We start from the raw sequence: 24,695 nt of genomic DNA, 5'->3' as shown, positions 1-24,695 counted from the left end.
CCGTGCATGTTCGCAGATCGGCCGCGCAGGGCAAATGTGCATGCCTCAGCTAACGGCGCGGTTTTGGGTTGATGCTTATCTGACCCGCTTGCGGTTGCAGGATATTCCGGCCTTTGTCGTGACGCATGGGGATGATACGGCAGGCAGCGTTTTGGTGAAACTCAACACATTGGATGGTGCTGCCACCCTGTATCAGCGCCGCTATGACCTGCTGCACGACAGCCGTGCGTGGGAGCTGACCCTGACAGATACCGAAACTGAAGTGGACGCTGCGATTGCGCGACAACGCGGCTTTGACCCCGACCTTTGGGTCATAGAGGTGGAAGATCGCGCCGGGCGGCATTTGCTCGATACCCCCGGTCTGGCCTGATGGAATGGCGCGAGGAAGGCATATTGCTCAGCACGCGCCGCCATGGTGAGAGTGCTGCGATCATTGAAGTTTTCACCCCCTCACATGGTCGTCATGCAGGCGTGGTGCGGGGCGGCACCAGCCGCAAGATCGCGCCGATCCTGCAACCGGGCGCGCAACTTGACCTGACATGGCGCGCGCGGCTCGAAGATCACATCGGCAGCTTTCACGTCGAACCCGTGCGCAGCCGTGCCGCCGCTGCCATGGGCGACCGTCTGGCACTCGCGGGGTTAAATGCGGTAACTGCGCTTTTGGGGTTTTGCCTGCCTGAGCGCGAAGCGCATCGCGCATTATACCTTGAAACTGAGCGATTGCTTGATCTGTTGGAAGAGGGGGACCTTTGGCCCTTGGCCTATCTGCGGTGGGAGGTGCAGCTGTTGCATGAGATGGGCTATGCCCTTGAACTTGACCAATGTGCGGTAACGGGCCAGCGCGATGATCTGGTCTATGTTTCCCCCAAAAGCGGTCGTGCTGTGTCTGCCAAAGGGGCGGGTGATTGGGCGGAGCGTTTGTTGCCGTTACCGCCCATTTTGCGCGGGGTCGGCGGTGGTCCGGATGCTGAGATCGCACAGGCGTTTGTCACGACGGGGTATTTTCTGACCGAACATCTGGCACGGGATTTGGGCGGCAAGCCACTGCCCGAAGCGCGCGCGCGCTTTGTCGAAACCTTCAGCCGCCGGCTTTGAAAATGATGCTGCGGCCCTCGGGCGTGGACAGGATCATCGTGTCGCGCAGAACTTCGGATAAGCTCACGTTTTCAAGCGCTTCAAAGTACAGCGTTTCGGATGCCGCATCCGGACACAGCTTCTTTGTTGCCAGTATCGGGCCGGCATCAAACCAAGGATAAGGCGCTGTCATTTCCGCACTGTATCCGTTGCATGGCCCATCCCCGGCAATCTGACCTGATGCTGGGAACGTCAACGTAGCATTTTCGCCAAAGGGAACGCCGTCAATCTCGACCACGCGCCATACTTTATCCGCGCCGCCGTAGGCCGCCACGGTTTCATCCTTGGCGCAGCCACCGATCGCCAATAGGGCGAGCACGACCGCTCCGGTTGTCCTCACTTGAGCGCCAGAACAAGATCGACCATGGTTTCAAAGGATTTGGCCGCCGCTGTTTTAGTCGTCACGGCAGGCAGGCCGACGAGTGCTGCCAGCAAGCTTTGCGCAAAGTCGTCATTCTTGATGCCCAAATGTCGCAGCAGATTGGTCAGATAGGTCAGACGTTCTGTGTCCACCTGAGCAATTGCCTTGGCGACAGACTTATCGGACCGGGCCCATGCGCGCATGGCAGGATCATGCGAATCATTGAGGATTTCCTTGCCGAACCGTCGCAACCGTTGCTCTGCGCCGCCTGTGTCTTCGAGGGCGGTGAGTATCTTGGCAAAAGCCTGACCTTGCCAGTGTTTCACCACTGCCGATTGAAAATCCGGTACGTCTTTGAAATGCCAGTAGAATGAGCCCTTAGTCGTGCCAAGGTCGCGCGCAAGCGGTTCAGCTGCAAGAGCTGTAGGCCCTTTTAGCACCAGTGCCGCAAGGCCCCTGTCTACCCATGATTGTTTGTTCAGTCGCTGATGTTTCATGATTCAGGCATACGCCCGGAGCGAAAATGCTGCAAGTGCGAAGAGAGTCGCAGGTCTTTACTTTGCACGTGCGGCATTAAACCCGCCCATGAGACGGTTGTTTTGCGCAAAATACAGCCGTTGCGCGAAAGAGCGCGGAGCAAAAATCAACCCCGCGCCCCAAAAAAGAAGGTGTTTCAGCCGAGAATACGGCGCGCGATGACCTGCGCCTGAATTTCCGCCGCGCCCTCAAAAATGTTCAGAATGCGGGCGTCACAAAGCACGCGGCTTATTTTATATTCAAGCGCAAAGCCATTCCCGCCATGGATTTGCAGCCCATTGTCCGCCGCGGCCCATGCGACCCGTGCGCCCAGCAGTTTTGCCATCCCGGCCTCAACATCACAACGACGTCCTTCATCTTTTTCGAAGGCCGAAAAATACGTCAGCTGCCGCGCAATCATGATCTCGACCGCCATCATGGCGAGTTTGCCCGAAACGCGGGGGAATTCGATCAGTGACTTGCCAAACTGTTTGCGATCCTGCGCATATTGCATGGCAATGTCCAAGGCCGATTGCGCCACACCAACGGCGCGGGCAGCGGTCTGGATGCGCGCAGATTCAAACGTCTCCATCAGCTGTTTGAAGCCCTTGCCCTCTTCGCCGCCTAAAAGGTTTTCGCCCTTGACCTCGAAGTTGTCGAAGGCGAGTTCGTATTCCTTCATCCCGCGATAGCCCAGCACCTCGATCTCGCCGCCCGTCATGCCATCGGTTGGAAAGGGGTTCTCATCATCACCGGGGGTTTTTTCCGCCAGAAACATCGACAGGCCGCGATAATCGGTTGTGTCAGGGTCTGTGCGGGCCAGCAGCGTCATGACATTGGTGCGGGTCGCATGGGTGATCCACGTTTTATTCCCGGTGATGCTGTAATTCTCGCCATCTTTCACCGCGCGTGTGCGCAAGCTGCCCAGATCCGATCCGGTGTTCGGCTCGGTAAAGACTGCCGTCGGCAAGGTTTCAGCAGAGGCAAGGCGGGGCAGCCATTTCTCTTTCTGCTCTTCTGTGCCGCCCGCGATGATGAGTTCTGCTGCGATTTCGGAGCGCGTTCCAAGGGATCCCACGCCGATATAGCCGCGCGACAGCTCCTCAGAAACCACGCACATGGATGCTTTGGACAGACCGAACCCGCCATATTCTTCGGGGATGGTCAGACCGAAAACGCCCATCTCGGCCAACTCGTCGATAACCTCCATCGGGATCAACTCATCCTTGAGGTGCCATTCGTGGGCAAAGGGTTCGACTTTCTCGACGGCGTAGCGGCGGAACTGATCGCGGATCATTTCCAGCTCTTCGTCTAGGCCGGAAGCCCCGACGGTGGTGTTTGCAGACTGTTCCTGCATAAGTTCGGCGAGCCGCGTGCGCGCCGCCTGCGTGTTACCCGATTGCGTGAGGGTCATCACGGCGGGTTCCATCAGGCCGCGCATTTCAGATTGATCAAGCCCAAGATCCTGCAGTCGCACGATCTCACCCTGATTCATCTGGATGCCGCCATAGATCTGCCAGAGGTATTCACCAAAGGCGATCTGGTGGATCAATCGTTCCGTCTCGCCGAAATTACCCTCGGCGTTGAGTGTCTCGGCCCACTTTTGCATCTGCCTGAGCGATTGCGCATAGGTTGCAAGCCAGGCCAGACCATGCGCGGCTGTCTGATGCTGTTCGATCAGCGCGCCGGAGACACGGCCATTTTCGCTCACCTTGGTCCTGACCCTTGCCTTGGCTGTCTCAAGCAGTGCCTCAACCGGCGGGACAGCCGCGGCAGTCACCTTGAGCAGGTCATCCACCAGCACTGTCACATGAAATGAAGGGTCTTGTCCGTCATGGGCCATATCAACATCCTTTTCGTTCTCGGTCGGTTTAATTCTTTCGCACTTGCAGCGCAACTTAAATACGTTGACAGGGGTCATTTTGGATGAAAATTACTTTCCCCTGCGGTGCGCGCTTTCCGGGCAGGGATGGTTTTTGATCACGCAATAAAAAGAAAAAACCCGCAGCACGAAGCCACGGGTCGTTAATCGTTACGAATACTAACCTCAAAACACCGGCGAAATACTCACCCGCCGGCAAAACCGTTAAATAACCTTAACTCTGTCGTGCCACTGTCACGCCGGACACGTCTTCAATGAACGTAACGATGCGTGATTTCACGCTGTCGTCACGAATGTTTGCCAATGCAGTGACGATTTCCATGCTGGGATCGCGCTCACATGTGGTTTTTGTTGCGGCATCCAGTCCCTCGAAGAAATAGGAAGTTGGGACGTCGAAAATGCGCGACAGTTCATAGAGACGGCTTGCCGCGATTCTGTTGGAGCCAATCTCGTATTTCTGAATTTGCTGAAATGACAGATTCAACTCCCGGGCAACATCTGTCTGGGACAAACGGCGCATGGTTCTGATCTGCTTAAGCTTGCGACCAACGTGTGCATCAACTGGATGTGACATAACTTTTTAAACCCTTTTACTTCGTTGCCTTCACTCATCGCGGGAATCACTCTTTGGATCAACTGAGTACCTTTTTCTTTTTTTTGATAAAAAATTTACGGGTGTTGGGTGAAAAATGTTGCATTAGTGGGTGATTTATTTACCATCTGCCGTCATGAACAGGATCATGGACACCAATCATCAATCTACTCAGGTGCGAAAGCCGCCTGATAGCCATGCGCTGTTGCATGAGATGATCCGGTCGTTCACGACGCTTGCGCGGACGCTCAACCTTAGTCACGCGGTAAAAGAGCTTGGCAGCACCCGGCAGACCCTTCGACGGCATATCGCGCTTTTGGAGGAATCCAAAGGCGTTGAATTGTTTACAGTAAAAGACCGTCAGTACCATTTGACCGACGCAGGTAAACGCGCTTTGCCGGAGGCTGAAGAGGTGCTGGCACGGGGCGATGCGTGGCTCTCCGGGCAGTCTGATGTGATAAATGGTCTTCAATATTTACGACATGTTGAGCCTGATGGATGGTGCCATTTTCAGCAGCAAAAGCCGATCAGTGAGGTGTTCACGTCAACCGGAACGATTCTCGAAGAAATAATGTGTGCGTGGACACAGGCGGGTGGTGAGCTCGAACATGAAGCGTTTCAGGCAGTAAGGCCCTATTGCACGGTATCGCGCCGCCATGAAGGAAACTGGCTTTTCACCGAAGTTGGAGACCATAGTTCGTTTGTGACCTGGTTCGGGTGGAAGGTTGCCCGATCCAGCATCGGCAGTGCCTTGGCGCAAATGCCGGGTGGCGACGGCTTTGGCCGGCTCGTCAACTATGCGTATGAGGAAATCGAGGCGACTCGCTCCGTGCGACTCGATCACGTATTCACCCTCCTGCCGAAGGGGGATGAGGGTATAATGACGCCCATTTCTTATGAGCGGATGCTGTTGGGTGCGCGATATCCCGACGATAGCTTTGCCATGATTACGGTCGTTAGAAGAACTTATGATGTGCATATTAATGGAGTGACCCACGAAATGCTGCGTCAGATGCCGGAGGACATGGTGATGTAGTTAAGTAAATTGTAACCGCTGCGCGAATTTTGCAGCAAAACCAATAAAATGAGTTAAAGTCAGCCTTGAATGCTTAACGCAGGAGGGGCTAATGGCGATTCACGGAATGAGTGCAGAAGACAAGTTTGCGGCGTCCAGTTCAGAGATACTGAACCGGTTCGGTGTCAGGCTTACCATGGGATATGACTTTGACGAATACAGACATTGGGTTAATCAGGCGCGGCCTGACCATGTCGTAGGAGATCCCTTTGACAACAAGCAACACAAGCTTGGCAAAGGAAATGCGTGTTGGATTATCGGTCGTGATGAAACGGGCAAGATCATGCACACGCAAGCGCTGCGTATTCTACCGACAGGGGTAAAAAGTGTCGGGGAATATTTCCGCTCCAGTTTTCGCGGTTTTGCGCCATCGCGACCAGATATCGACTATGACCGGTCTCGCTACCGTCCCGGACCTGGTGCAAAGCGCATGTCCGGCAGGGTTGCGTACTCTGGCGAAACATGGGTAGGCGGCTCGCCTGGACAATACCGCGGGTCTGGTCTGTCAACTGTTCTTGGCCGGTATGCCTTGCTTTCTGCGATCAAGGAATTCAACGTGGATTATGTGGTCGGCTTCATGATCAAACCGGTCGCCTATAAAGGATTCTGTTTGCGCATGGGGTTCATGCACGCTGAACCGATGGCGCTGCGCTGGTACATCCAGAACGAGGATGAACCGGTCGAAGCCGTCATGGTCTACATGAGCAACGAAGATATCCGCTTCATCCTCGATCTGCCAGCTGCCGAACTGGATGCATTGGCTGCATAAGCCGCGCATTCACGCGACCGAAGGCTTCGTACAAAATGGTATCGCGGTCAGCTTATGGCAGCCGCGCGTACATCTTCGTCAATGAACGGCAGGTACTGTTCAAAGTTGTCGGAGAACATCTTTACCAGCTTCGCGGCTTGCCGGTCGTAGGCTTCCGCATCGTCCCAGGTCCTGCGCGGATCGAGCAGGATGCCGGGCACGCCCGTGACGTCGACCGGTACTTGGAACCCGAAGTTGGGATCCTTGCGGAATTCAGCATCCGCGAGGGAGCCATCCAACGCTGCCGTCAAAAGCCCCCGCGTGGCCTTGATCGGCATCCGGCTGCCCGTGCCATAAGCGCCACCTGTCCAACCCGTGTTCACCAGCCAGCAGGTCGCGCCATGGGTCGCGATTTTCTCGCGCAGCAGATTGCCATAGACTTCCGGGCGGCGGGGCATGAAGGGCGCGCCGAAACAGGTCGAAAAGGTCGGTTCCGGTTCGGTCACGCCACGCTCTGTCCCGGCGACCTTGGATGTGAACCCGGACAGGAAGTGGTACATCGCCTGCGCAGGCGTCAGCCGCGAGATGGGGGGTAGCACCCCAAAGGCGTCGCAGGTCAGCATGATGATGTTCTTGGGGTGACCGCCCCGCGCCGCTTGCGAAGCGTTGGATATGTAGTGCAGCGGGTAAGCGCAGCGCATATTGGCTGTCAGGCTGTCATCTTCAAAATCAAGGTCTTTGGTTTCCGCATCATAGACCATGTTTTCGATGACGGTGCCGAATTTCTCTGTGGTGGCGTAGATTTCGGGTTCAGCTTCGGGGTTCAGGCTGATGGTCTTGGCATAGCAGCCACCCTCAAAGTTGAACGTGCCGGTATCGGACCAGCCATGTTCGTCGTCGCCGATCAATGTGCGCGCAGGATCGGCGGACAATGTCGTTTTGCCCGTGCCGGACAGGCCAAAGAAAACGGCTGTATCCACCGGGTTCCCAACCGCATGGTTGGCCGAGCAATGCATCGGCATCACGCCTTTTTCAGGCAGCAGGTAGTTCAGCAGGGTAAAGACGGATTTTTTGTTCTCACCTGCATATTCCGTCCCGCCGATAAGGATGAGTTTCTTATCGAAATTCATCGCGATGACCGTTTCTGAACGGCAGTTGTGCTTCGCGGGATCCGCCTGAAAGCTCGGGCAGTTGATGACGGTGAAATCAGCGATGAAATCATCCAGATCTTCGCGGTCTGGGCGGCGTAGCATGTGGCGGATAAACAGCCCATGCCATGCCAGTTCGGTGACCATTCGCACATTGATCGCGTGTTTCGGGTCCGAACCGCCGGTCAGGTCTTCAACAAAATAATCGCGCCCTTCCATATGGGCGAGCATGTCAGTGTAGAGTTGGTCGAACCCCTCGGGCGACATCTCCCTGTTGTTTTCCCACCAGATGGTATCGGCAACCGAGTCAGTTTTGACGACATGCTTGTCTTTTGGCGACCGCCCGGTGAATTTGCCTGTGGTGACAAGGAAAGAGCCACCTTTGCCAAGCGACCCTTCGCCACGGGCCAGCGCATATTGGATCAGGTCAGGCTCGATCAGGTTGTAATAGACAGTGCCAAGCCCTGTGATCCCTTGATCCTCGAGCCGAAAGTCCGGGTTCACCCGTCCATGTGTCATATTACTTCTCCTAAATGCCCGCTTTGACAGCGGATGGTCGCAGTTTTGTATCGGCCAGCATGCGCTGCCTGCTGGTCCATAACATGACGTTTTACGCCGTGAACAGGACGGTTTTTGCAGTTAGCGCCATCATCGCCATCTTTGTCGCAGGCAGGCGTTTTATCACGCGATAAAGGGTTAACGCAGTCTTCAAGGAGGCAACAATTCGCGATAATTTAATCATTCGTAACTATTTCATGACCAAATTACCGACGCGTTAAGTTCTGATTCGCTTTCAAGGATTGATTCGGTGGGGTTGAAAATGCTGATTGCTACAAAACGGGAAAAATTGAACCGATGTAAGGGTTTGGCTCATGTCTAAGATCGCGCTGGTGGATGATGACAGGAACATCCTGACATCCGTGTCCATGACTCTGGAAGCTGAAGGCTTCGAGGTTGAGACATATAACGACGGGCAGGCGGCACTTGATGCGTTCAACAAAAGGCTGCCGGACATGGCCGTGCTGGACATCAAGATGCCGCGGATGGATGGCATGGACCTGCTTCAGCGGCTCCGACAGAAATCTGCGATGCCAGTGATTTTTCTCACGTCCAAAGACGATGAGATTGACGAAGTTCTTGGCTTGCGCATGGGCGCAGACGACTACGTGAAGAAGCCTTTCTCGCAACGATTGCTGGTTGAGAGAATACGCGCCCTGTTACGTCGTCAGGACGCCGTGGCAGGCGATATTGTGGCCGACAGCGAAGAAACGAAAGTCATTGAACGTGGTGATCTGCGTATGGATCCGCTGCGTCATTCCGTAAGCTGGAAAGGCAGGGACGTCTCGCTGACAGTAACAGAGTTTCTTTTGCTCCAGGCGCTCGCACAGCGCCCCGGTTTCGTAAAGTCCCGGGACCAGTTGATGGATGTCGCCTACGACGACCAAGTCTATGTGGATGACCGCACGATCGATAGCCACATTAAACGCCTGCGCAAAAAGATGCGTTCGGCCGACGAAGAGTTCTCAGCGATTGAGACCCTTTATGGGATCGGGTACAGATACAACGAGGAATAGCTTGCCACATCTCTTTGGTTGAGGGGCCCAGACATGCGCGACATGACCCCACCACCGTCCCAGGATGACGCCAGTGCGTCGGGGGACGATCAAACGACGCCTGAGAAAAAAGCGCCAAGCGAAAAGCGTATGACACGCAGGCAGCGCGGCTGGATGTCGCTGCGGTCATCTCCGTTGACGCGCAAGATCATAACGTGGAACCTGATTGCGCTTGTTTTTCTGTTTTCGGGCATTGTCTATCTGAGTTCTTCGCGTGACGCCTTGACGTTCCAGCGGGCTGCTTCTCTCGTGACTGAGGCGGAACTGATTGCCGATGTCATCGAAGTTCAGTTACCAACAGGCGCACCGGTGAACTTTGCGACAGGTGATGGCATCGACATAGGCCTGACCCTCGAAAATCTCGACCTGCGCCGCGGCGTCGAAGTCTTCGTGTATGATCGATCCAAAATGCTGATCGCAAACACCGAAGGTCGACTGTCCGTTACGCCTGACGCCGGTGAACCAAACCGAAAGACGTACCTGACGGATGCCTTCAGGTGGTTGTGGGCTGCTATTGCTAGCCCTATTCGCGATCTGCCTGAGGCGGATCAAACGGCGTTGAGTGACAAGATCATACCAGTGATCGACGAGAGTTTTCGAGACGGAACAAAGTTTCGCAACCAATCCGACAATTCAGGTGGGACGCTTTATACGGTGGTGACGCCGGTGCTGCAAAACGGCAATGCCATTGGCGCGGTCGCAGTGGTGACAGCGGCAGGAGAAATAGACAGCCTGCTGCGCGGAGAGCGGGAGCGCGTGCTGCAGATGTTTGTCATAGCAACCGTGGTTTCGGTTGGGCTCAGCCTCGTGCTCGCCTCTACGATCGCGAACCCGTTGGCAGATTTAGCGGCAGCTGCCGAGATCGGTCGTGATAGGAATACCCGCAAGATGAAGCCGGGGCGCATCAGAATCCCCGATCTTTCGGATCGCCCGGACGAGATCGGGCGGTTGAGCGCGGCATTACGCAGCATGATTTCGGCGCTCTACAACCGTATTGATGGTAACGAACAGTTTGCCGCCGATGTAGCGCATGAGATCAAGAACCCGCTCGCGTCCCTGCGATCCGCCGTTGGGACGCTGCGCATGGTCAAACGTGAGGATCAACGCGACAAACTCCTTGATGTGATTGATCACGACGTACGACGTCTTGATCGACTGGTGAGCGATATTTCTGACGCATCAAGACTCGACAGCGAGTTGGTCAAGGAAGAGGCGGAGCGGTTTGATGTTCTTGTCACCCTGACAAACCTTGGGCAGTATCTTGGAGAGGATGCGCACTCCAGAGGGATTGATTTTATTACAGATTTCCCGGATTCTCCGATTATGGTGCACGGCCTCGAAGCCCGGCTTGCTCAGGTTTTTGTCAATCTCATCACGAATGCTGTATCCTTTTGCGAAGATGGCGACGCGATACGGATATGGGCACGCAAAAAGGGCAGACGGGTTCTTATCGTTGTCGAAGACACCGGGCCCGGCATTCCCGAAGAAGCTCTTTTGCGCGTTTTCGAAAGGTTTTATTCGCAGCGCCCGGATGAGCATTTTGGCAATAACTCAGGTCTGGGGCTCGCCATTTCCAAACAAATCGTGGAGGCGCATGATGGTGTGATCTGGGCCGAAAACATCCGCCCGACCGAAGCGGATATCACGTCTGAACCACTGGGGGCGCGATTTGTTGTCGGATTACCGATCTGATCACGGGGCTGGGTGACCCAGATGTCTGCGCAAATGCTGCATGCCACCTGTGTTGATTTTCAATCCAAAGGGGTCTTGATCACCGGCCGATCCGGCAAGGGAAAATCTGCGCTGGCGTTACAACTCATGGCATATGGAGCCGTGCTTGTGTCGGACGATCAGACTGAGGTTTCGGCCAAGGATGGCAAGGTGCGCGCGCGCGCGCCGCGGCCTACCCACGGCATGATTGAAGCAAGAGGCATCGGATTGCTGAACGCACAGGCGCTCACAAGCAGCACGGTCGAATTGGTTGTCGACTTGGATCAGCAAGAAACTGAACGCCTTCCTCACTTGCACCGTACTGATGTGTGTGGCCTGACGTTGCCCTGTCTATATTATTTTGACGCCCCCCATTTCCCTGCCGGTATTCTGCAATATCTTAAGGCTGGCAGAAGAGAGCCACATGACTGACACATCAACCACCGCACGGCGCATCGTTTTCGTCACCGGTCCCTCGGGGGCAGGTCGATCAAGCGCGTTGAATGTGCTTGAGGATGCGGGTTTTGAAGTGGTGGATAATCTTCCCTTGCGCCTGCTTGATGCGTTTTTGGATGTCCCCGCCAGCGCACAACCGCTGGCATTGGGAATTGACCCGCGCAACAGGGATTTTTCCACGACCGTCGTTGTTGATGCGCTTGGTAAGCTGGCGGGTATCGCGGGTCTGGCGCCGGAGCTTTTGTATTTAGATTGTTCGACCGAGGTGCTTTTGCGCAGGTTTTCAGAAACAAGGCGCAGGCACCCGCTTGCGCCTGATGATCGTCCATCAGAAGGAATTGTGCGCGAACTTGAGATGCTCGGCCCTCTGAAGGCGCGGGCCGACGTGTTGATCGACACGACGGATCTGAATGTGCACCAGTTGCGCGCAGAAGTGGAACACTGGTTTGCGCCGGGCGGAAAGCGCCGCCTTACTGTGTCTGTGCAGTCCTTCTCCTACAAACGCGGGTTGCCGCGCAGCGTTGATATGGTGCTCGACTGTCGCTTTCTGACCAATCCGTACTGGGTGCCGGAATTACGCAGTTTGAATGGCACGCATGCTTTGGTCGAAAAACATGTGATGGCTGACCCCCGTTTTGAACAATTTGCGCAGAAAGTGGAGGAGCTGAGCCTCTTGCTGCTGCCCGCTTATCGCGAGGAGGGAAAGTCATACTTGTCAATCGCCTTTGGGTGTACCGGCGGTCAACATCGCTCTGTTGTGATGGCTCAATTCCATGCTTTGCGCCTTGCAGAAGAAGGCTGGCAGGTGTCAATTAGACATCGTGAATTGGACCTGCGGAAAAATGAAGAGACCTGAGCTTTGATCGGAATTGTTATCGTCGCACACGGAGGACTGGCCAAGGAATATCTGGCGGCGATCGAACATGTTGTCGGCGCGCAAAGCGGGATAGAGGCAATTTCCATAGACGCCGACCATGACAGGGCGGAAAAAGAACGTGAAATTTGTGTTGCAGCCGATTCCGTGGATCAAGGGAATGGCGTGGTGCTCGTGACAGATCTTTATGGCGGCTCCCCCTCAAATCTGAGTTTGCAGGCCTGTGTTCCTGCAAACCGCCGAATTCTCTATGGGGCGAATTTGCCGATGCTTATAAAGCTTGCAAAAAGCCGACATAAAACGATACCTGACGCCGTACGCGCCGCACTCGAAGCTGGTAAAAAGTACATAGACAGTCAAAATATCAGCGCAGAATAACAAGGCCACAAAGCCCATGACCAAATTCTCCCTCGAAATCGTGAACATCAAAGGCCTGCATGCCCGCGCCTCTGCCAAGTTGGTTGAGGTGGTCGAGGGGTTCGATGCGAGCGCCGAGGTTTCCAAGGACGGGATGTCTGCGTCCGGCGACAGTATCATGGGGCTTTTGATGTTGGCAGCATCCAAGGGAAGCTTTATTGAGGTGGAGACAGACGGACCTGATGCGGACGCGCTTGCAGAAGCGTTGACCGCGTTGGTTGCAAATCGCTTTGGGGAAGAGACTTAACGCGTCGGCCCTTTGACCTTACGAACTGAAGGATAACTTCGTGGTAGAAAGTTCGCAGGAATTCAGCCAAGATCAAAAAGCCAAACCGGTTGACTTTCAAAAGTATGACCGCAGCGCGATTTCCTATGCATCAACATTTGAAGACCCGTGGAAAGCGGCATTTATCCGTGTCGTTGAGGCATTCACCGGTAAGCTGAGAATTCTGCGCCTCGTGCGGGAATTTGAAAGACGCGGAGCGCCGCAGGGACAGGCGTTTTGGCGTGCGGCTTTGGATGTCATGGGGATCGAGTTGCAAACCCCCCAGAACCAGCTGGACCGGATTCCGAAAACAGGGCCTCTGATCGTGGTGTCAAATCATCCGCATGGGATGGTCGATGGTATGATTTTTGCGGATCTCATTGGACGGGTGCGTCCCGATTATCGCATTCTGACACGTTCCCTTCTGACTGTGATTGACGAGGTTGCAGGGTCTTACATGATACCGGTGCCGTTCCCGCATGATCCTGATGCGCAACGCAAAGGTGTCGCGATGCGGGCGCACGCGATGGAGCATCTCAAGAACGGCGGCGTTGTTGCCTTGTTTCCGTCAGGCGGGGTGGCTGCCTCTGAAACCTATTTCGGTCCTGCGGTTGAGGGCGAATGGAATGTCTTTACGGCCAAGATGATACGTCGGTCCGGCGCGACTGTTTTACCTATTAAATTCCCCGGCCAGAATTCCCGTGCATATCAGATAGCGAACCGCATTTCGCCGATGCTGCGTCAGGGGTTGCTGCTGCATGAAATCGTTCACGCGTTGAACAAGCCGCAGGCGCCCATCGTTGGACATCCGATAGATCCCGATGAAATCACCAAGCGGCAGGATGATCCCCGCGCCTTCATGGCGTGGCTGCGCGATCACACCCTGTCGTTGACCGATTGAAGGCTACCTTGTGGGAACAGGCGTTTCGCCACGGTAATCGTAAAATCCACGTTGGGTTTTGCGGCCCAACCAACCCGCTTCGACATATTTCGTAAGTAAAGGGCAGGGGCGGTATTTGGTATCTGCCAGCCCGTCATGCAGAACGTTCATGATGGCCAGACAGGTGTCGAGGCCAATGAAATCAGCCAGTTCCAACGGTCCCATCGGATGGTTCGCGCCAAGCTTCATAGAACTGTCAATGGATTTGACGTTTCCGACACCTTCATAAAGCGTGTAAACGGCCTCATTTATCATCGGCATCAATATACGGTTTACAATAAACCCCGGAAAGTCCTCCGCCGAGGCGGCGGTTTTGTTGAGCCGGTCAACGACGGTTTTGCATGCCGAGAAAGTTGCTTCATCTGTGGCAATCCCACGGATCAGTTCGACCAGCTGCATGACCGGTACGGGGTTCATGAAATGAAACCCCATAAACCTCTCGGGCCGGTCTGTCCGGCTGGCCAATCGCGTGATCGAAATGGACGAGGTGTTTGACGTCAGGATCGTGCTTGGTTTCAGATGTGGAATAAGGTCTTCGAAAATCGCCTGTTTGACGGTTTCACGTTCGGTCGCAGCCTCGATCACCAGATCGGTCTGCCCTAGATCCGTGAGTGTTGTGGTCGTTATGATCCGGCCCAGGGCGTTTTTCTGTTCGTCGGCGGAAATCTTCTCACGGCTGACCTGCCGGTCCATGTTGCGCGCCATTGTTTCCATCGCGGCGCTCAGTGTCTCCTGAGTGATGTCGTTCAACATCACATCATACCCTGCCAAGGCCATAACATGCGCAATACCGTTGCCCATCTGCCCTGCACCGACGATTCCAATTGATTTGATTTCCACGGAAGTCCCCTTTTATCAGCTGCATTCTACGGCTTTGGCACGGGTAGCTGCAAGTGCAATGCGGCAGAGCAGCATTGTCTAAAATTCTATCATTAAGAAAATGTAAGGACCCGCCCTGCATAAACATGCTTGGGTGAAAATAAGGGTGGGTTTATGACCTATGAAGTACTCGGGGCGGGGGCCCTGAACTATGAGCCGTGCCGGTATGGAGAGTCGCGAATTCTCTTTCGTGGCCCGCAGCGGCGCTTGGATGTCCCATATGTCGCCTTTATTGGTGGCACCGAAACATACGGTAAATTCATAAATGCGCCGTTCCCGGCCATTATTGAAAATCAGATCGGGATAACTTGTTTAAACCTTGGTGTCTCAAACGCAGGTATAGATGCGTTTCTCAATGATTGTTTCGTTCTGAATGCGGCAAACGACGCGCAGGCGACTGTGATGCAGATTATTGGTGCACAGAACCTGTCTAACCGGTTCTACACTGTGCACCCGCGTCGCAATGACCGTTTCTTAAAGGCGTCAGCGCTGCTTGCGTCTATCTACCCAGAGGTGGATTTTTCGGAATTTCATTTCAACCGCCACATGCTTGGAATGCTGCACAAGGTGTCTCACGAACGATTTGAGCTTGTCTTGGATGAGATTCAAGCCGCATGGACGGCCCGCATGAAGCTTATGTTGCGCCGAATAACAGGCCGAACTGTATTGCTTTGGTTTGCAGATCACACGCCGCCTGCCGGTAACGCGCTCTTTTGTGACCTTGCCCAAGCCTCTGAACCGTTGTTCGTCACGCGCGAGATGATTGACGAGCTGACCGCACACGCCACCAGCTTTGTGGAAGTGACTGCATCAGCGCAGGCGCAAGCCGCCGGTACGAAGGGGATGTCGTTCAGTGAAATGGAGGCCCTGGCCGCGGGTAAAGTGCTCGGGCCGCAGGCGCATGGCGAAGTCGCAGAGCGACTAAGCGGTGTGCTGGACGATTTTCTTTAAAAAAGGACGCGGCGATATTGCCGCGGCCGTTCATTGCGTAAAACGCGCAGAGTCAGTCGAGTTTTTCGATCAATTCCGGCACGGCGGTGAAAAGGTCCGCCACAAGACCGTAATCTGCGACCTGAAAAATGGGCGCTTCTTCATCCTTGTTGATCGCGACAATAATCTTGCTGTCTTTCATGCCGGCCAAGTGCTGGATGGCACCCGAAATACCCACGGCGACATATAGCTCAGGGGCAACAACCTTGCCCGTCTGTCCCACTTGCCAGTCATTCGGCGCATAACCGGAATCCACTGCAGCGCGCGAGGCGCCGACAGCCGCGCCAAGCTTGTCTGCCAGTTTTTCGATAAGTGCGAAATCGTCCTCTGAACCAACACCGCGACCGCCTGATACGACCACACCAGCCGAGGTCAACTCGGGGCGATCGCTCGCGGCGACCTTGTCCTCAACCCATTCGCTCAAGCCCGGATTTGCCGCAGCACCGATGTTTTCGACACTGGCGGAACCGCCTGTTGGGGCGGCATCAAACGTGGAGCCACGGAACGTTATAACCTTTTTAGCATCCGCAGATTTGACGGTTTGCATGGCATTGCCCGCGTAGATCGGGCGCTCGAATGTATTGGCATCGATGACGGCAGTTGCGTCGGAAATCACCATGACATCCAGCAAGGCCGCCACACGCGGCATAATGTTTTTGGCATCTGTCGTCGCGGGTGCCGCGATATGCTCGTAATCGCCTGCGAGAGACACGATCAGATCGGCAACCGGCTCAGCCAGCCGTTTGCCGTAGATTGCATCCTCGGCGCAAAGCACTTTGGCTACACCCTGAATGGTTGCAGCCTCAGCCGCGGCATCGGCGCAGCTTGCCCCGGTACACAACAGCGTCACATCGCCCAGGGTTTGTGCCGCTGTTACGGCTTTTGCTGTCGCATCCATGGCGAGGGTGCCATCGGTAACTTCTGCAAGAAGAAGAACGGCCATTATACTGCTCCCGATTCTTTGAGTTTGGACACCAGTTCGTCAACCGAGCTGACTTTTATACCAGCGGCACGTTCGGCAGGTTCCTCGGTCTTGATAATTTCAAGGCGCGGCGAGACGTCCACACCATAATCCGCGGCCGTTTTCTCATCCATCGGCTTTTTCTTGGCCTTCATGATGTTGGGCAGGGAGGCATAGCGCGGTTCATTCAACCGCAGATCAACCGTTATGACCGTGGGCATGTTGACTTTGATGGTCTGCAAACCACCGTCCACTTCGCGGGTTACAATCGCCTTGTCGCCTTCTACAGCAACCTCGGACGCGAAAGTCGCCTGCGACCAACCCAGCAAGGCGGCCAGCATCTGGCCCGTTGCATTCATGTCGTTGTCGATGGCCTGCTTGCCACACAGCACAAGGCCCGGTTTCTCTTCGTCCACAACGGCCTTGAGGATTTTTGCAACGCTCAGGGGTTCGATATCATTGTGCACATCATCCGCCGCAATCACGAGGATTGCACGATCTGCACCCATGGCCAGAGCAGTGCGCAGAGTTTCCTGACTTTGCTTGACGCCCACAGAAACGACGACAACTTCGTCGGCCTGACCTGCTTCCTTGAGCCGGATGGCCTGTTCGACGGAAATCTCGTCAAACGGGTTCATCGACATTTTCACATTTGCAAGATCAACTCCGGAACCGTCCGCTTTCACGCGCACTTTTACGTTGTAGTCGATCACGCGTTTGACAGGCACAAGAACCTTCATATGCGTCTCTCTCCTTGGTGTGGCGACTCAATTGCAAGCCCGCCGTTCAATTTCTCAATCGTGGTTTATCGGAGCCTGCGCATTTGAAACAGTGTAAAATCGTCACGTTCTGTCGTTGATACGCCACGTTAGGACTGTTTGTGGTGCCGACACGTCACTAATGGCCGGCCCAAAGTGTCATTCAGCGATTTGCGCCGGGCACCCAAAGCACGTCATCCTTGCCGCCATTGTTGACCGTGCGTGCGGCGACGAAAAACCAATCGCTCAGCCGGTTGAGATATTTCACGGCAGATGAATTGATCGCTTCCATCGTCGCCAATTCAACGCACAGGCGTTCTGCGCGGCGCGATACGGTCCGACACACATGCAAATGCGCGGCCAGAGGCGACCCACCCGGCAGGATGAAACTGCGCAGGGGCTCAAGGTTTTTGTTCATGGCGTCGATTTCGCTTTCCAGCCGTTCGACCTGCGCTTCGATCATGCGCAAGGGGGGGTATTCCGCTTCGGCGTCCTGCTCCATGTCGGGCCGGCACAGATCCGCGCCCAGATCAAACAGGTCGTTCTGAATGCGGCTCAGCGCCTCATCCATCTCGCCGTCGGCCTCAAGTCGGGCTACGCCGACAAAGGAATTCAATTCGTCGGATGTACCATAGCTTGCCACGCGCACCGCATGTTTTGCCACCCGTGCACCATTGCCGAGCGCGGTTTCGCCCGCGTCGCCGGTCTTGGTATAGATTTTATTCAAAACGACCATTGCCGTTCAGCCCCCCTGATTTCGAAAATAGACAAACAGCACGATGAAAATCACCGCAATGAATTGCGCGCCGATCCTGTAGCGCATCAGTTTGTTTGAATTCTTCTTGTTAAATTCGCCACCACCTGCAAAGCCGCCGAGCCCGAGGGCCAGCACGATCACAACCGCAACACATGCAATCACGGCCAGAATGAAAAACGGATCTCCCATTTGAATTGTCCTTTTTGTTTCACCGCACGATGTAGAGGCGTCGTCAATAAAAGCGAATGCCTATTTCAGGCGCGGGCGAAATTAAATGCGCGCCAAAACGCGGTCGAGGGCGCTGGTCGGCAGAATGCGCCGCAAAGCGCCCATGAGATAGGTAGGGGTGGTAACATAGTATCGCGGCTTGGGGGTGCGTGCGTCCAATGCATGGCGCAGTTTCTTCAGCACCGCTTCGGGGGGCAGTTCGAAGGGGTCGGGCCCGCCGCTCTGATAGAGCCGTTTGTTCAGCGTGCTTTCGTATTGCGCGCGCCGGGGGGAGGTTTCCCATTTGATCCAGCGTTCAAAATGCGGGATCGAATTCTGCCGGATTTTCGATGTGACAGGCCCCGGTTCAATCAGAACGATATGAATATCCGTATCCCGCATTTCGATCCGCAGCGTATCGGTCAGGCCCTCAAGCGCGAATTTCGTCGCATTGTAAGCGCCGCGCCACGGCAGCGTCACAAAACCAAGGACAGATGAGCATTGGATGATCCGACCATGCCCTTGTGCGCGCATGACCGGGATCACGGAGCGGGTCAGTTCATGCCAGCCAAAGAAATTCGCCTCGAAGATGGCGCGCAATGCGTCCGTGGGCAGGTCCTCGACCGCGCCTGGCGTGCCATGTGCGCCATTGTTAAACAGCGCGTCTAACGTGCCGCCGGTCGCTGCCAGAACTTCGTCCAGCCCTTGTCGGATGGTGTCGGGTTGCGTGTAGTCAATCAGCGGGCTTTCAAATCCTTCAGCGCGCAGCCTGTCGCAGTCTTCGTGCTTGCGGCATGATGCGAAGACACGCCAGCCTGCGACCTTGAGGCCCTGTGCCGCGCAGTAGCCTATCCCCGACGAACACCCGGTGATCAGAATTGATTTTTGCATCATGTCCCCTTTGATGTTGGACACCATGTGCCAAGTAGGATCGGGACATGCAATCCTAACCGCCCGTAAGCAGGAATTCCGCGACCCACCCCGTCGGCCCGCCATCCAGTGGGCGCAGTTCAACCCAGCCGTTGCCGGTATCCGTCAGCACTTCGACCTCTGCCGATTGCGTCAATTGCGCAACCACATCGTACTGCGTGCCCGGACCGGAGCGCATGTTGACCCGCGAACCTTTGACGGACCGCAGGGTTTTTTCAACGCTGGTATCTGTCGAGGCCGCGACGATGGATGATCCTGCAAAGACATTGCTTGGCTGCTCTTGCGGGGGGCTCAGCGCGGCGAGGCTGAGCGGTTCATCCTGTGCAGCCGCGAGGCGCTCGACTGTAATTTCGGGGTCAGTGTCGCGATCAGCCGCGCGCGGTGCGGCGATGGGGGCCGTCACTTCGGGGGCTTCCGGTTCGGCGACCACGGATGCAAAGGACACGAGGTTCAGATTTGCCCGTGTCACCGTATCGTCGGCCTTGGGCGCTGGTGAGGCGGGTGCGGCAACATAAACAGGACCGGGCAACGCATCTTTGCGTGCAACTTCGCGGTCCTGTCGCGCTTCAATCACGTTTAGCCGGGCGGCCTCGGGGTCAAAATCCGACCCGCCGCTGAGTTCATAAAAACCAAGGCCCAATACGACAAATGACAGCAGAATAAAACGTTTCATCAACGACACCCAGAATCCCCACGCAGCTGTTATATCACAGACTGCTACCTCAGGCCCAATAGCAATCCGAGCCGGAGTTGAAGAGGGGAATTTGTCAGGTAAAGGCCCCGCACGCCTGTTCCTGCGCCCGCGCCGCCAAACATTCAAAGGTGTCTTCAATCGGTGCTTGTTCCCTGCCAACTGCCCCGCTAAACAAAGCCGATGAGCGATCAGGACGATATCACCGACAAAGAACCAGCGGACCTTTCCGAGCCGCTGCGCCGCGCACTTGGTGAACGGTATCTGACCTATGCGCTCAGCACGATCATGCACCGTGCCTTGCCGGATGCGCGCGATGGCCTCAAGCCCGTGCATCGTCGTATTCTTTATGCGATGCGCGAATTGCGCCTCTCCTCTACCGGCGGTTTCCGCAAGTCCGCCAAGATTTCGGGCGACGTGATGGGCAACTATCACCCGCATGGGGATGCCGCGATTTATGACGCGATGGCCCGCCTCGCGCAGGATTTCAACGTCCGCTATCCGCTGGTCGATGGTCAGGGGAATTTCGGCAATATCGACGGCGATAACCCCGCCGCCAGCCGCTACACCGAAGCACGCATGACCGCTGTCGCGGAAGCGATGCTGGACGGGCTGAACGAAAACGCGGTGGATTTTCGGGAAAACTACGACGGCACGCTGACCGAGCCGGTGGTTCTGCCCGCGCAGTTCCCGAATTTGCTGGCGAACGGGTCCAGTGGCATCGCCGTGGGGATGGCGACCAACATCCCGCCCCACAACATCGCCGAGCTGTGCGAGGCCTGCATTCACCTCATCAAAACGCCTGATGCGCGCGATGACACATTGCTGAAGTATGTGCCCGGACCGGATTTCCCGACCGGTGGTGTGATTGTAGAGCCGCCGGAAAACATCGCGCAGGCCTACCGCACGGGTAAGGGCGGGTTTCGTCTGCGTTGCCGGTGGGAGGTGGAGGACCTTGGTCGGGGTCAGTGGCAGATCGTGGTCACTGAAATCCCCTATCAGGTGCAGAAATCCAAGCTGATCGAAAAGATCGCGGAGCTTATTCAGACCAAGAAAATCCCGATCCTTGCGGATGTGCGGGATGAATCTGCGGACGACGTACGGATGATTATCGAACCGCGTTCCCGGTCGGTGGATGCGGATGTGCTGATGGGCATGCTGTTTCGCTATTGCGATCTTGAGCTGCGGTTTTCGCTGAACATGAATGTGTTGATCGATGGCGTGACGCCCAAGGTCTGTTCGATGAAGGAAGTGCTGCAGGCGTTCCTTGATCACCGGCAGGAAGTCTTGCAGCGGCGTTCCCAGCACCGTCTGGAAAAGATCGACCACCGTCTTGAGGTGCTCGAAGGGTTTATCATCGCCTTTCTCAATCTTGATCGTGTGATTGACATCATCCGCTATGATGACGACCCCAAGGCGGCTTTGATGGCCGAGGATTGGGGCAAGGATCACCCGCGTGCCCTTAATGAGGCCGATTATGTCCCGCCGGTTCCGACCGATGATGTGACGCTCACCGAGGTGCAGGCCGAAGCCATTTTGAACATGCGGCTGCGATCACTGCGGCGCCTTGAGGAAATGGAACTTGTGCGCGAACAGGAAGCCTTGATGGCAGAACGCGCCGCGCTCGAAGACCTCCTCGAGAGCCCGGAATTACAATGGGCCAGCATCACCGAGCAATTGCGCGCGACCAAGAAACAGTTCGGCAAAGACTGGGATGGCGGTGCGCGCCGTACCACATTCTCTGAGGCGACGGTGATCGAAGACGTGCCCATTGAGGCCATGATCGACCGCGAGCCGATCACCGTTGTCTGCTCCGAGATGGGGTGGGTGCGCGCGATGACCGGCCACATCGACCTCACGCGGGAGTTGAAATTCAAGGATGGCGACGGGCCGCGCTTTATCTTCCATGCTGAAACCACGGATCGTTTGCTGGTCTTTGGATCGAACGGGCGGTTTTACACTGTGTCGGCGTCAAGCCTGCCGGGCGGGCGTGGCATGGGAGAGCCGCTGCGGTTGATGATTGACCTGCCCAATGAGGCGGAAATCATTACGATCCTGACCCACGCACCCGATCGCAAGCTGTTGGTCGCGTCCTCCGCCGGTGATGGTTTTGTCGTCCCCGAAGCAGACGTCGTGGCCCAAACCCGGACCGGCAAGCAGGTGCTGAACGTGCGCGGGGATACGCGGGCCATGATCTGCAAAGCAGTACAGGGCGACACGGTGGCCGTTGTCGGTGAAAACCGCAAAGTGCTTGTTTTCCCGGTTGGGGAATTGCCCGAGATGGGTCGGGGCAAAGGTGTTCGTCTGCAAAAGTACAAAGATGGCGGATTGTCCGACGCCACGACCTTCATGCAAGCCGACGGACTCAGCTGGCAGGACCCCGCAGGGCGCACGCGCAGCGAAACAGAACTCGCGGAGTGGACGGGAAAACGCGCCACCGCAGGTCGCATGGCACCACGTGGTTTCCCGCGTGATAACAAGTTCACCTAAGCGCGCGGTTCGCTCAGACCGGTTCGGCCATCAGCCACACACCGCCCTCGGGACGCAGGGTGATGACCATCACGGGCTTCGGATCACGGCCCCTAACGGGTGTGAAGCGGAACCTTGACAACAACGTGGCAAGGATGATCACCGCCTCCTGCACCGCAAAGGACGCACCGATGCAAATGCGCGGCCCATCGCCAAAGGGCAGATAAGCGTATCGTTTAATTGATTTTCGATCCTCGAAGCGGTCCGGATCGAATTGGTCCGGGTTTTCCCAAAGCAGCTTGTGACGCCCCAGCGCATAGATGGGGATCATGACCGTGTCTTCGGGTTGGATGTCAGCCCCGCACAGGGTGTCAGGCTTTTGCGCTGTGCGCGAGACAACTCCCGCAGGCGGGTAAAGCCGCAAGGCTTCGTCAATGATCTGGCGAATATAGGGCAGGTGGTCGACATCAGCGGTCGTTGCTGCCCGCCCACCCAGAACGTCTTGCGCTTCGGCGCGCGCTTTGTCCTGAACATCCTGATCGAAGGCGCAGAGGTAAAACGACCATGCCAGCGTGAGCGCGGTTGTCTCGTGCCCTGCCACGATAAAGGTCAGCAGATTGTCACGCAATTCGCTCGTTGCCATCGAACGACCCGATTTTGGGTCTTGGCTGGTCAACAGGAGATCAAGCAGGTCGGGAACATCGCCGGGCCCCCGTGCGGCGCGGGCCTCAATCGCAGCATCTGCGCCCTGTTTCATCTGCGTCATTTCCGCTGAAGCGGTTGTACGACCGGGGCGGGGAATCCAATCCGGCAGGCCCAGCACGTCCAGCAGCGAAATCCGACCCGCATCGTTCACATAAGTCTCAAGGGCGTCATGCACCGCCTGTCGGTCAAAACTGCCGTCGTCGGAAAAGGTGACTTCGGCAATCACATCAAAGGTGGCCGTGATCATCTCATCCAGCATGTTCACCGCGCGCGGACCTGCCTGCGCCACCCGTTGTGATGTGCGATCTGCCGCAGCCGTCATCACGGGGCCAAGGGATGCGACGTTGCGGTGCGAAAACACCGGAGCCGAGGCACGCCGCTGCCAGCGCCAATGCGCGCCCTCGGCGATAAACAGCGATTCACCAATGGCCGGGCGCAGCAGGTTTTTCGTCACGGTCGATTTCGGATAGTCCTCGACACGGTCCAGCAGCATCTGCTGGATCGCTCCCGGGTCCATCATCATATGCCAGCGCTTTGCGGTTTTGCCAGAGACAACGGGCTGCTCAGTCGCCTGTTCGGGAATGATGTTGAGCACATTCTCGCGCATCATCTGCCAGCTCTTCAGAATGCCAACAGGCGCATTTACCAATGGAACGCGCACGGGTATGCGGCCTTTATCAGTCAATTCGTCCTCTGCCATTCATCTGCTCCTTGCCTGAGGGTTGAATTAGCGCGCGCTGTGCGAGCGTCCAATGCCTGCCACGTTGCGACTTGTAGCGCATTGGGTTAGGCGTTGGGGCACTGAGGTTTTGAGGTTTCCGCGATGATAAATCGTATTTGTCTGTTGATCACATTGGTGCTGCTTACGGCCTGCACCTACCCGGAAGATTTGAACGATCCCCCTGTGGATCTGGGCAACTTCCGGCTTGAGCACAATATTGTTGTTGCGCCACTTGCCGAAACCTCCACCGCCATAAGTCGTTCGGTGACCGAGGAACAATTGACCACGGCGCTACGCGATGCCATTGCCGCGCGCTTTGACCGCTATGAGGGCAGCAAGCGATATCATCTCGGCGTCAGCATCGAGGGCTATATTCTTGCGCGTGCAGGTGTTCCGGTCGTGGCTGCCCCCAAATCCGCGATGATCATACGTGTCACCGTCTGGGATGATGCGCAGGCCAAAAAGCTGAACGTACCCCCTGAACAGATGACGATTCTTGAAAACATCGACGGTGAAAGCCTGATTGGGACCGGCTGGACGCAGTCAGCTGAAAAGCAGCTGGAAGGTCTGGCCCGGAACGCGGCGAAATCGATCGAGAACTTTCTCTTGCGTGAGAATGAAGAGAAAGGGTGGTTCAAGGACGACGGTACACAGAGCGGTGTGATTGCAGAAGAAACGGATACCGGTCTTTTGCGCGATGTACAGAGCGAGGCTTCGCAGACAGACGGTTAATCTACGTCAAGTCGCGCTTGATTTTCCCCTCAGTTCGCAATACATCGCCCGCCATATCATTGGGACAGGGTCGCGCATGGCGACCCGCTGACAGTAAAAAGGCGCCTCTCATCATGGCAAAGGCAAAGTTTGAACGTAATAAACCGCATGTTAACATTGGCACG

27 protein-coding genes are annotated in these 24,695 nt (G+C 55.9%); 14 read left to right on the top strand and 13 right to left on the bottom strand.

The features are described from left to right. Positions 1–40 precede the first annotated feature (40 nt). Both K5Q35_RS16825 and recO read left to right on the top strand, forming a co-directional pair. Positions 41–370, top strand: a complete 330-nt coding sequence (locus tag K5Q35_RS16825) for a DUF1491 family protein (protein ID WP_013963254.1) — start codon at positions 41–43, stop codon at positions 368–370. Further along, entirely contained in the window at positions 370–1,095 is a 726-nt protein-coding gene (gene recO / locus K5Q35_RS16820; protein WP_220800476.1) for a DNA repair protein RecO, read from the top strand. Before K5Q35_RS16825 ends, recO begins: the two co-directional genes overlap by 1 nt. Here the strand turns inward: recO and K5Q35_RS16815 are convergent. The 4 genes from K5Q35_RS16815 to K5Q35_RS16800 all read right to left on the bottom strand — a co-directional run bounded on the left by K5Q35_RS16815 (position 1,079) and on the right by K5Q35_RS16800 (position 4,467). Next, positions 1,079–1,453: an META domain-containing protein gene (locus tag K5Q35_RS16815; RefSeq protein WP_308443352.1), complete on the bottom strand. Its 375-nt coding sequence runs from the start codon at positions 1,451–1,453 to the stop codon at positions 1,079–1,081. The genes recO and K5Q35_RS16815 overlap by 17 nt on opposite strands. Before the next feature lie 17 nt (positions 1,454–1,470). Further along, positions 1,471–1,992, bottom strand: coding sequence for a TetR/AcrR family transcriptional regulator (locus K5Q35_RS16810; protein ID WP_220800472.1), 522 nt, complete (start codon positions 1,990–1,992; stop codon positions 1,471–1,473). A 176-nt stretch (positions 1,993–2,168) separates the two neighbouring features. Then, on the bottom strand, positions 2,169–3,854 hold the full coding sequence (locus K5Q35_RS16805; protein WP_220800470.1) for an acyl-CoA dehydrogenase family protein: 1,686 nt from the start codon (positions 3,852–3,854) through the stop codon (positions 2,169–2,171). A 253-nt stretch (positions 3,855–4,107) separates the two neighbouring features. After that, positions 4,108–4,467 carry a helix-turn-helix domain-containing protein gene (locus K5Q35_RS16800; RefSeq protein ID WP_013963248.1) on the bottom strand — a complete coding sequence of 120 codons (360 nt, stop codon included), beginning with the start codon at positions 4,465–4,467 and terminating at the stop codon, positions 4,108–4,110. 166 nt (positions 4,468–4,633) lie between these two features. On the opposite strand from K5Q35_RS16800, the gene K5Q35_RS16795 reads away from it, so the two are divergent. After that, complete coding sequence (locus K5Q35_RS16795; RefSeq protein WP_245538078.1) at positions 4,634–5,521, top strand: LysR family transcriptional regulator; 888 nt, start codon at positions 4,634–4,636, stop codon at positions 5,519–5,521. 91 nt (positions 5,522–5,612) lie between these two features. Beyond that, complete coding sequence (locus tag K5Q35_RS16790) at positions 5,613–6,329, top strand: hypothetical protein (protein WP_220800459.1); 717 nt, start codon at positions 5,613–5,615, stop codon at positions 6,327–6,329. A gap of 47 nt (positions 6,330–6,376) precedes the next feature. On the opposite strand, the gene K5Q35_RS16785 is transcribed toward K5Q35_RS16790, so the two are convergent. Beyond that, positions 6,377–7,975: a phosphoenolpyruvate carboxykinase gene (locus K5Q35_RS16785; RefSeq protein ID WP_011567637.1), complete on the bottom strand. Its 1,599-nt coding sequence runs from the start codon at positions 7,973–7,975 to the stop codon at positions 6,377–6,379. Between the two features lie 353 nt (positions 7,976–8,328). On the opposite strand from K5Q35_RS16785, the gene K5Q35_RS16780 reads away from it, so the two are divergent. From K5Q35_RS16780 to K5Q35_RS16750, 7 genes are read left to right on the top strand one after another with little or no spacing between them, the layout of a single operon-like run. Continuing rightward, a complete protein-coding gene (locus K5Q35_RS16780; RefSeq protein ID WP_220800457.1) occupies positions 8,329–9,030 on the top strand; it encodes a response regulator transcription factor in 702 nt (233 codons plus the stop codon). Between the two features lie 33 nt (positions 9,031–9,063). After that, positions 9,064–10,761, top strand: a complete 1,698-nt coding sequence (locus K5Q35_RS16775) for a sensor histidine kinase (RefSeq protein ID WP_220800455.1) — start codon at positions 9,064–9,066, stop codon at positions 10,759–10,761. Positions 10,762–10,782: 21 nt separating this feature from the next. After that, positions 10,783–11,211, top strand: a complete 429-nt coding sequence (locus K5Q35_RS16770) for an HPr kinase/phosphorylase (RefSeq protein WP_220800453.1) — start codon at positions 10,783–10,785, stop codon at positions 11,209–11,211. Next, positions 11,204–12,091 carry an RNase adapter RapZ gene (gene rapZ, locus K5Q35_RS16765; RefSeq protein WP_220800451.1) on the top strand — a complete coding sequence of 296 codons (888 nt, stop codon included), beginning with the start codon at positions 11,204–11,206 and terminating at the stop codon, positions 12,089–12,091. Before K5Q35_RS16770 ends, rapZ begins: the two co-directional genes overlap by 8 nt. Positions 12,092–12,094: 3 nt before the next feature. Further along, positions 12,095–12,487, top strand: coding sequence for a PTS sugar transporter subunit IIA (locus K5Q35_RS16760; protein WP_013963241.1), 393 nt, complete (start codon positions 12,095–12,097; stop codon positions 12,485–12,487). Positions 12,488–12,503: 16 nt separating this feature from the next. Next, on the top strand, positions 12,504–12,773 hold the full coding sequence (locus tag K5Q35_RS16755) for an HPr family phosphocarrier protein (RefSeq protein WP_013963240.1): 270 nt from the start codon (positions 12,504–12,506) through the stop codon (positions 12,771–12,773). 40 nt (positions 12,774–12,813) lie between these two features. Next, positions 12,814–13,692, top strand: a complete 879-nt coding sequence (locus K5Q35_RS16750; protein WP_220800449.1) for a lysophospholipid acyltransferase family protein — start codon at positions 12,814–12,816, stop codon at positions 13,690–13,692. A 3-nt stretch (positions 13,693–13,695) separates the two neighbouring features. Here K5Q35_RS16750 and K5Q35_RS16745 read toward each other — a convergent pair whose 3' ends face one another. Continuing rightward, entirely contained in the window at positions 13,696–14,571 is an 876-nt protein-coding gene (locus tag K5Q35_RS16745; RefSeq protein ID WP_220800447.1) for a 3-hydroxybutyryl-CoA dehydrogenase, read from the bottom strand. A gap of 153 nt (positions 14,572–14,724) precedes the next feature. Here K5Q35_RS16745 and K5Q35_RS16740 point away from each other — a divergent pair, with 153 nt between their 5' ends. Next, positions 14,725–15,561 (top strand): DUF6473 family protein, encoded by an 837-nt coding sequence (locus K5Q35_RS16740; protein WP_220800445.1) that lies wholly within the window; start codon positions 14,725–14,727, stop codon positions 15,559–15,561. A 52-nt stretch (positions 15,562–15,613) separates the two neighbouring features. Here K5Q35_RS16740 and K5Q35_RS16735 read toward each other — a convergent pair whose 3' ends face one another. From K5Q35_RS16735 to K5Q35_RS16710, 6 genes are all read right to left on the bottom strand, one after another. Beyond that, entirely contained in the window at positions 15,614–16,543 is a 930-nt protein-coding gene (locus tag K5Q35_RS16735; RefSeq protein ID WP_013963236.1) for an electron transfer flavoprotein subunit alpha/FixB family protein, read from the bottom strand. Further along, positions 16,543–17,301: an electron transfer flavoprotein subunit beta/FixA family protein gene (locus tag K5Q35_RS16730; RefSeq protein ID WP_220800444.1), complete on the bottom strand. Its 759-nt coding sequence runs from the start codon at positions 17,299–17,301 to the stop codon at positions 16,543–16,545. Before K5Q35_RS16730 ends, K5Q35_RS16735 begins: the two co-directional genes overlap by 1 nt. Before the next feature lie 181 nt (positions 17,302–17,482). Further along, positions 17,483–18,055, bottom strand: coding sequence for a cob(I)yrinic acid a,c-diamide adenosyltransferase (locus K5Q35_RS16725; protein WP_013963234.1), 573 nt, complete (start codon positions 18,053–18,055; stop codon positions 17,483–17,485). 6 nt (positions 18,056–18,061) lie between these two features. Beyond that, positions 18,062–18,265, bottom strand: a complete 204-nt coding sequence (locus K5Q35_RS16720; protein ID WP_013963233.1) for a twin transmembrane helix small protein — start codon at positions 18,263–18,265, stop codon at positions 18,062–18,064. An 81-nt stretch (positions 18,266–18,346) separates the two neighbouring features. Further along, entirely contained in the window at positions 18,347–19,177 is an 831-nt protein-coding gene (locus tag K5Q35_RS16715) for an SDR family oxidoreductase (RefSeq protein WP_220800436.1), read from the bottom strand. Positions 19,178–19,229: 52 nt separating this feature from the next. After that, positions 19,230–19,886 carry an SH3 domain-containing protein gene (locus tag K5Q35_RS16710; protein WP_220800434.1) on the bottom strand — a complete coding sequence of 219 codons (657 nt, stop codon included), beginning with the start codon at positions 19,884–19,886 and terminating at the stop codon, positions 19,230–19,232. Between the two features lie 201 nt (positions 19,887–20,087). On the opposite strand from K5Q35_RS16710, the gene K5Q35_RS16705 reads away from it, so the two are divergent. Then, positions 20,088–22,394 (top strand): DNA topoisomerase IV subunit A, encoded by a 2,307-nt coding sequence (locus K5Q35_RS16705; RefSeq protein ID WP_220800424.1) that lies wholly within the window; start codon positions 20,088–20,090, stop codon positions 22,392–22,394. 13 nt (positions 22,395–22,407) lie between these two features. Here the strand turns inward: K5Q35_RS16705 and K5Q35_RS16700 are convergent, their stop codons facing one another. After that, positions 22,408–23,778, bottom strand: coding sequence for a cytochrome P450 (locus K5Q35_RS16700; RefSeq protein WP_220800422.1), 1,371 nt, complete (start codon positions 23,776–23,778; stop codon positions 22,408–22,410). A gap of 123 nt (positions 23,779–23,901) precedes the next feature. On the opposite strand from K5Q35_RS16700, the gene K5Q35_RS16695 reads away from it, so the two are divergent. Continuing rightward, complete coding sequence (locus K5Q35_RS16695) at positions 23,902–24,531, top strand: hypothetical protein (RefSeq protein ID WP_220800420.1); 630 nt, start codon at positions 23,902–23,904, stop codon at positions 24,529–24,531. The last annotated feature ends 164 nt before the right edge of the window (positions 24,532–24,695 follow it).

Origin of the sequence: Roseobacter sp. OBYS 0001 (assembly GCF_019654895.1) — a bacterium.
In the GTDB taxonomy this organism is placed as follows: Bacteria; Pseudomonadota; Alphaproteobacteria; order Rhodobacterales; family Rhodobacteraceae; genus Roseobacter; species Roseobacter litoralis.
This window is presented reverse-complemented; position numbering and strand designations above follow the sequence as displayed.

Excerpts from the sequence above, each read along its gene's own strand:
- K5Q35_RS16755 (WP_013963240.1), top strand. The coding sequence starts at position 12,504 with ATGACCAAATTCTCCCTCGAAATCGTGAACATCAAAGGCCTGCATGCC.
- K5Q35_RS16735 (WP_013963236.1), bottom strand. The coding sequence starts at position 16,543 with ATGGCCGTTCTTCTTCTTGCAGAAGTTACCGATGGCACCCTCGCCATG.
- K5Q35_RS16695 (WP_220800420.1), top strand. The coding sequence starts at position 23,902 with ATGATAAATCGTATTTGTCTGTTGATCACATTGGTGCTGCTTACGGCC.
- K5Q35_RS16805 (WP_220800470.1), bottom strand. The coding sequence starts at position 3,854 with ATGGCCCATGACGGACAAGACCCTTCATTTCATGTGACAGTGCTGGTG.
- K5Q35_RS16740 (WP_220800445.1), top strand. The coding sequence starts at position 14,725 with ATGACCTATGAAGTACTCGGGGCGGGGGCCCTGAACTATGAGCCGTGC.
- K5Q35_RS16710 (WP_220800434.1), bottom strand. The coding sequence starts at position 19,886 with ATGAAACGTTTTATTCTGCTGTCATTTGTCGTATTGGGCCTTGGTTTT.
- recO (WP_220800476.1), top strand. The coding sequence starts at position 370 with ATGGAATGGCGCGAGGAAGGCATATTGCTCAGCACGCGCCGCCATGGT.
- K5Q35_RS16780 (WP_220800457.1), top strand. The coding sequence starts at position 8,329 with ATGTCTAAGATCGCGCTGGTGGATGATGACAGGAACATCCTGACATCC.
- K5Q35_RS16810 (WP_220800472.1), bottom strand. The coding sequence starts at position 1,992 with ATGAAACATCAGCGACTGAACAAACAATCATGGGTAGACAGGGGCCTT.
- K5Q35_RS16790 (WP_220800459.1), top strand. The coding sequence starts at position 5,613 with ATGGCGATTCACGGAATGAGTGCAGAAGACAAGTTTGCGGCGTCCAGT.
- K5Q35_RS16705 (WP_220800424.1), top strand. The coding sequence starts at position 20,088 with ATGAGCGATCAGGACGATATCACCGACAAAGAACCAGCGGACCTTTCC.
- K5Q35_RS16785 (WP_011567637.1), bottom strand. The coding sequence starts at position 7,975 with ATGACACATGGACGGGTGAACCCGGACTTTCGGCTCGAGGATCAAGGG.
- K5Q35_RS16730 (WP_220800444.1), bottom strand. The coding sequence starts at position 17,301 with ATGAAGGTTCTTGTGCCTGTCAAACGCGTGATCGACTACAACGTAAAA.
- K5Q35_RS16720 (WP_013963233.1), bottom strand. The coding sequence starts at position 18,265 with ATGGGAGATCCGTTTTTCATTCTGGCCGTGATTGCATGTGTTGCGGTT.
- K5Q35_RS16770 (WP_220800453.1), top strand. The coding sequence starts at position 10,783 with ATGTCTGCGCAAATGCTGCATGCCACCTGTGTTGATTTTCAATCCAAA.
- K5Q35_RS16795 (WP_245538078.1), top strand. The coding sequence starts at position 4,634 with ATGGACACCAATCATCAATCTACTCAGGTGCGAAAGCCGCCTGATAGC.
- K5Q35_RS16800 (WP_013963248.1), bottom strand. The coding sequence starts at position 4,467 with ATGTCACATCCAGTTGATGCACACGTTGGTCGCAAGCTTAAGCAGATC.
- K5Q35_RS16825 (WP_013963254.1), top strand. The coding sequence starts at position 41 with ATGCCTCAGCTAACGGCGCGGTTTTGGGTTGATGCTTATCTGACCCGC.
- K5Q35_RS16775 (WP_220800455.1), top strand. The coding sequence starts at position 9,064 with ATGCGCGACATGACCCCACCACCGTCCCAGGATGACGCCAGTGCGTCG.
- rapZ (WP_220800451.1), top strand. The coding sequence starts at position 11,204 with ATGACTGACACATCAACCACCGCACGGCGCATCGTTTTCGTCACCGGT.
- K5Q35_RS16715 (WP_220800436.1), bottom strand. The coding sequence starts at position 19,177 with ATGATGCAAAAATCAATTCTGATCACCGGGTGTTCGTCGGGGATAGGC.
- K5Q35_RS16725 (WP_013963234.1), bottom strand. The coding sequence starts at position 18,055 with ATGGTCGTTTTGAATAAAATCTATACCAAGACCGGCGACGCGGGCGAA.
- K5Q35_RS16700 (WP_220800422.1), bottom strand. The coding sequence starts at position 23,778 with ATGGCAGAGGACGAATTGACTGATAAAGGCCGCATACCCGTGCGCGTT.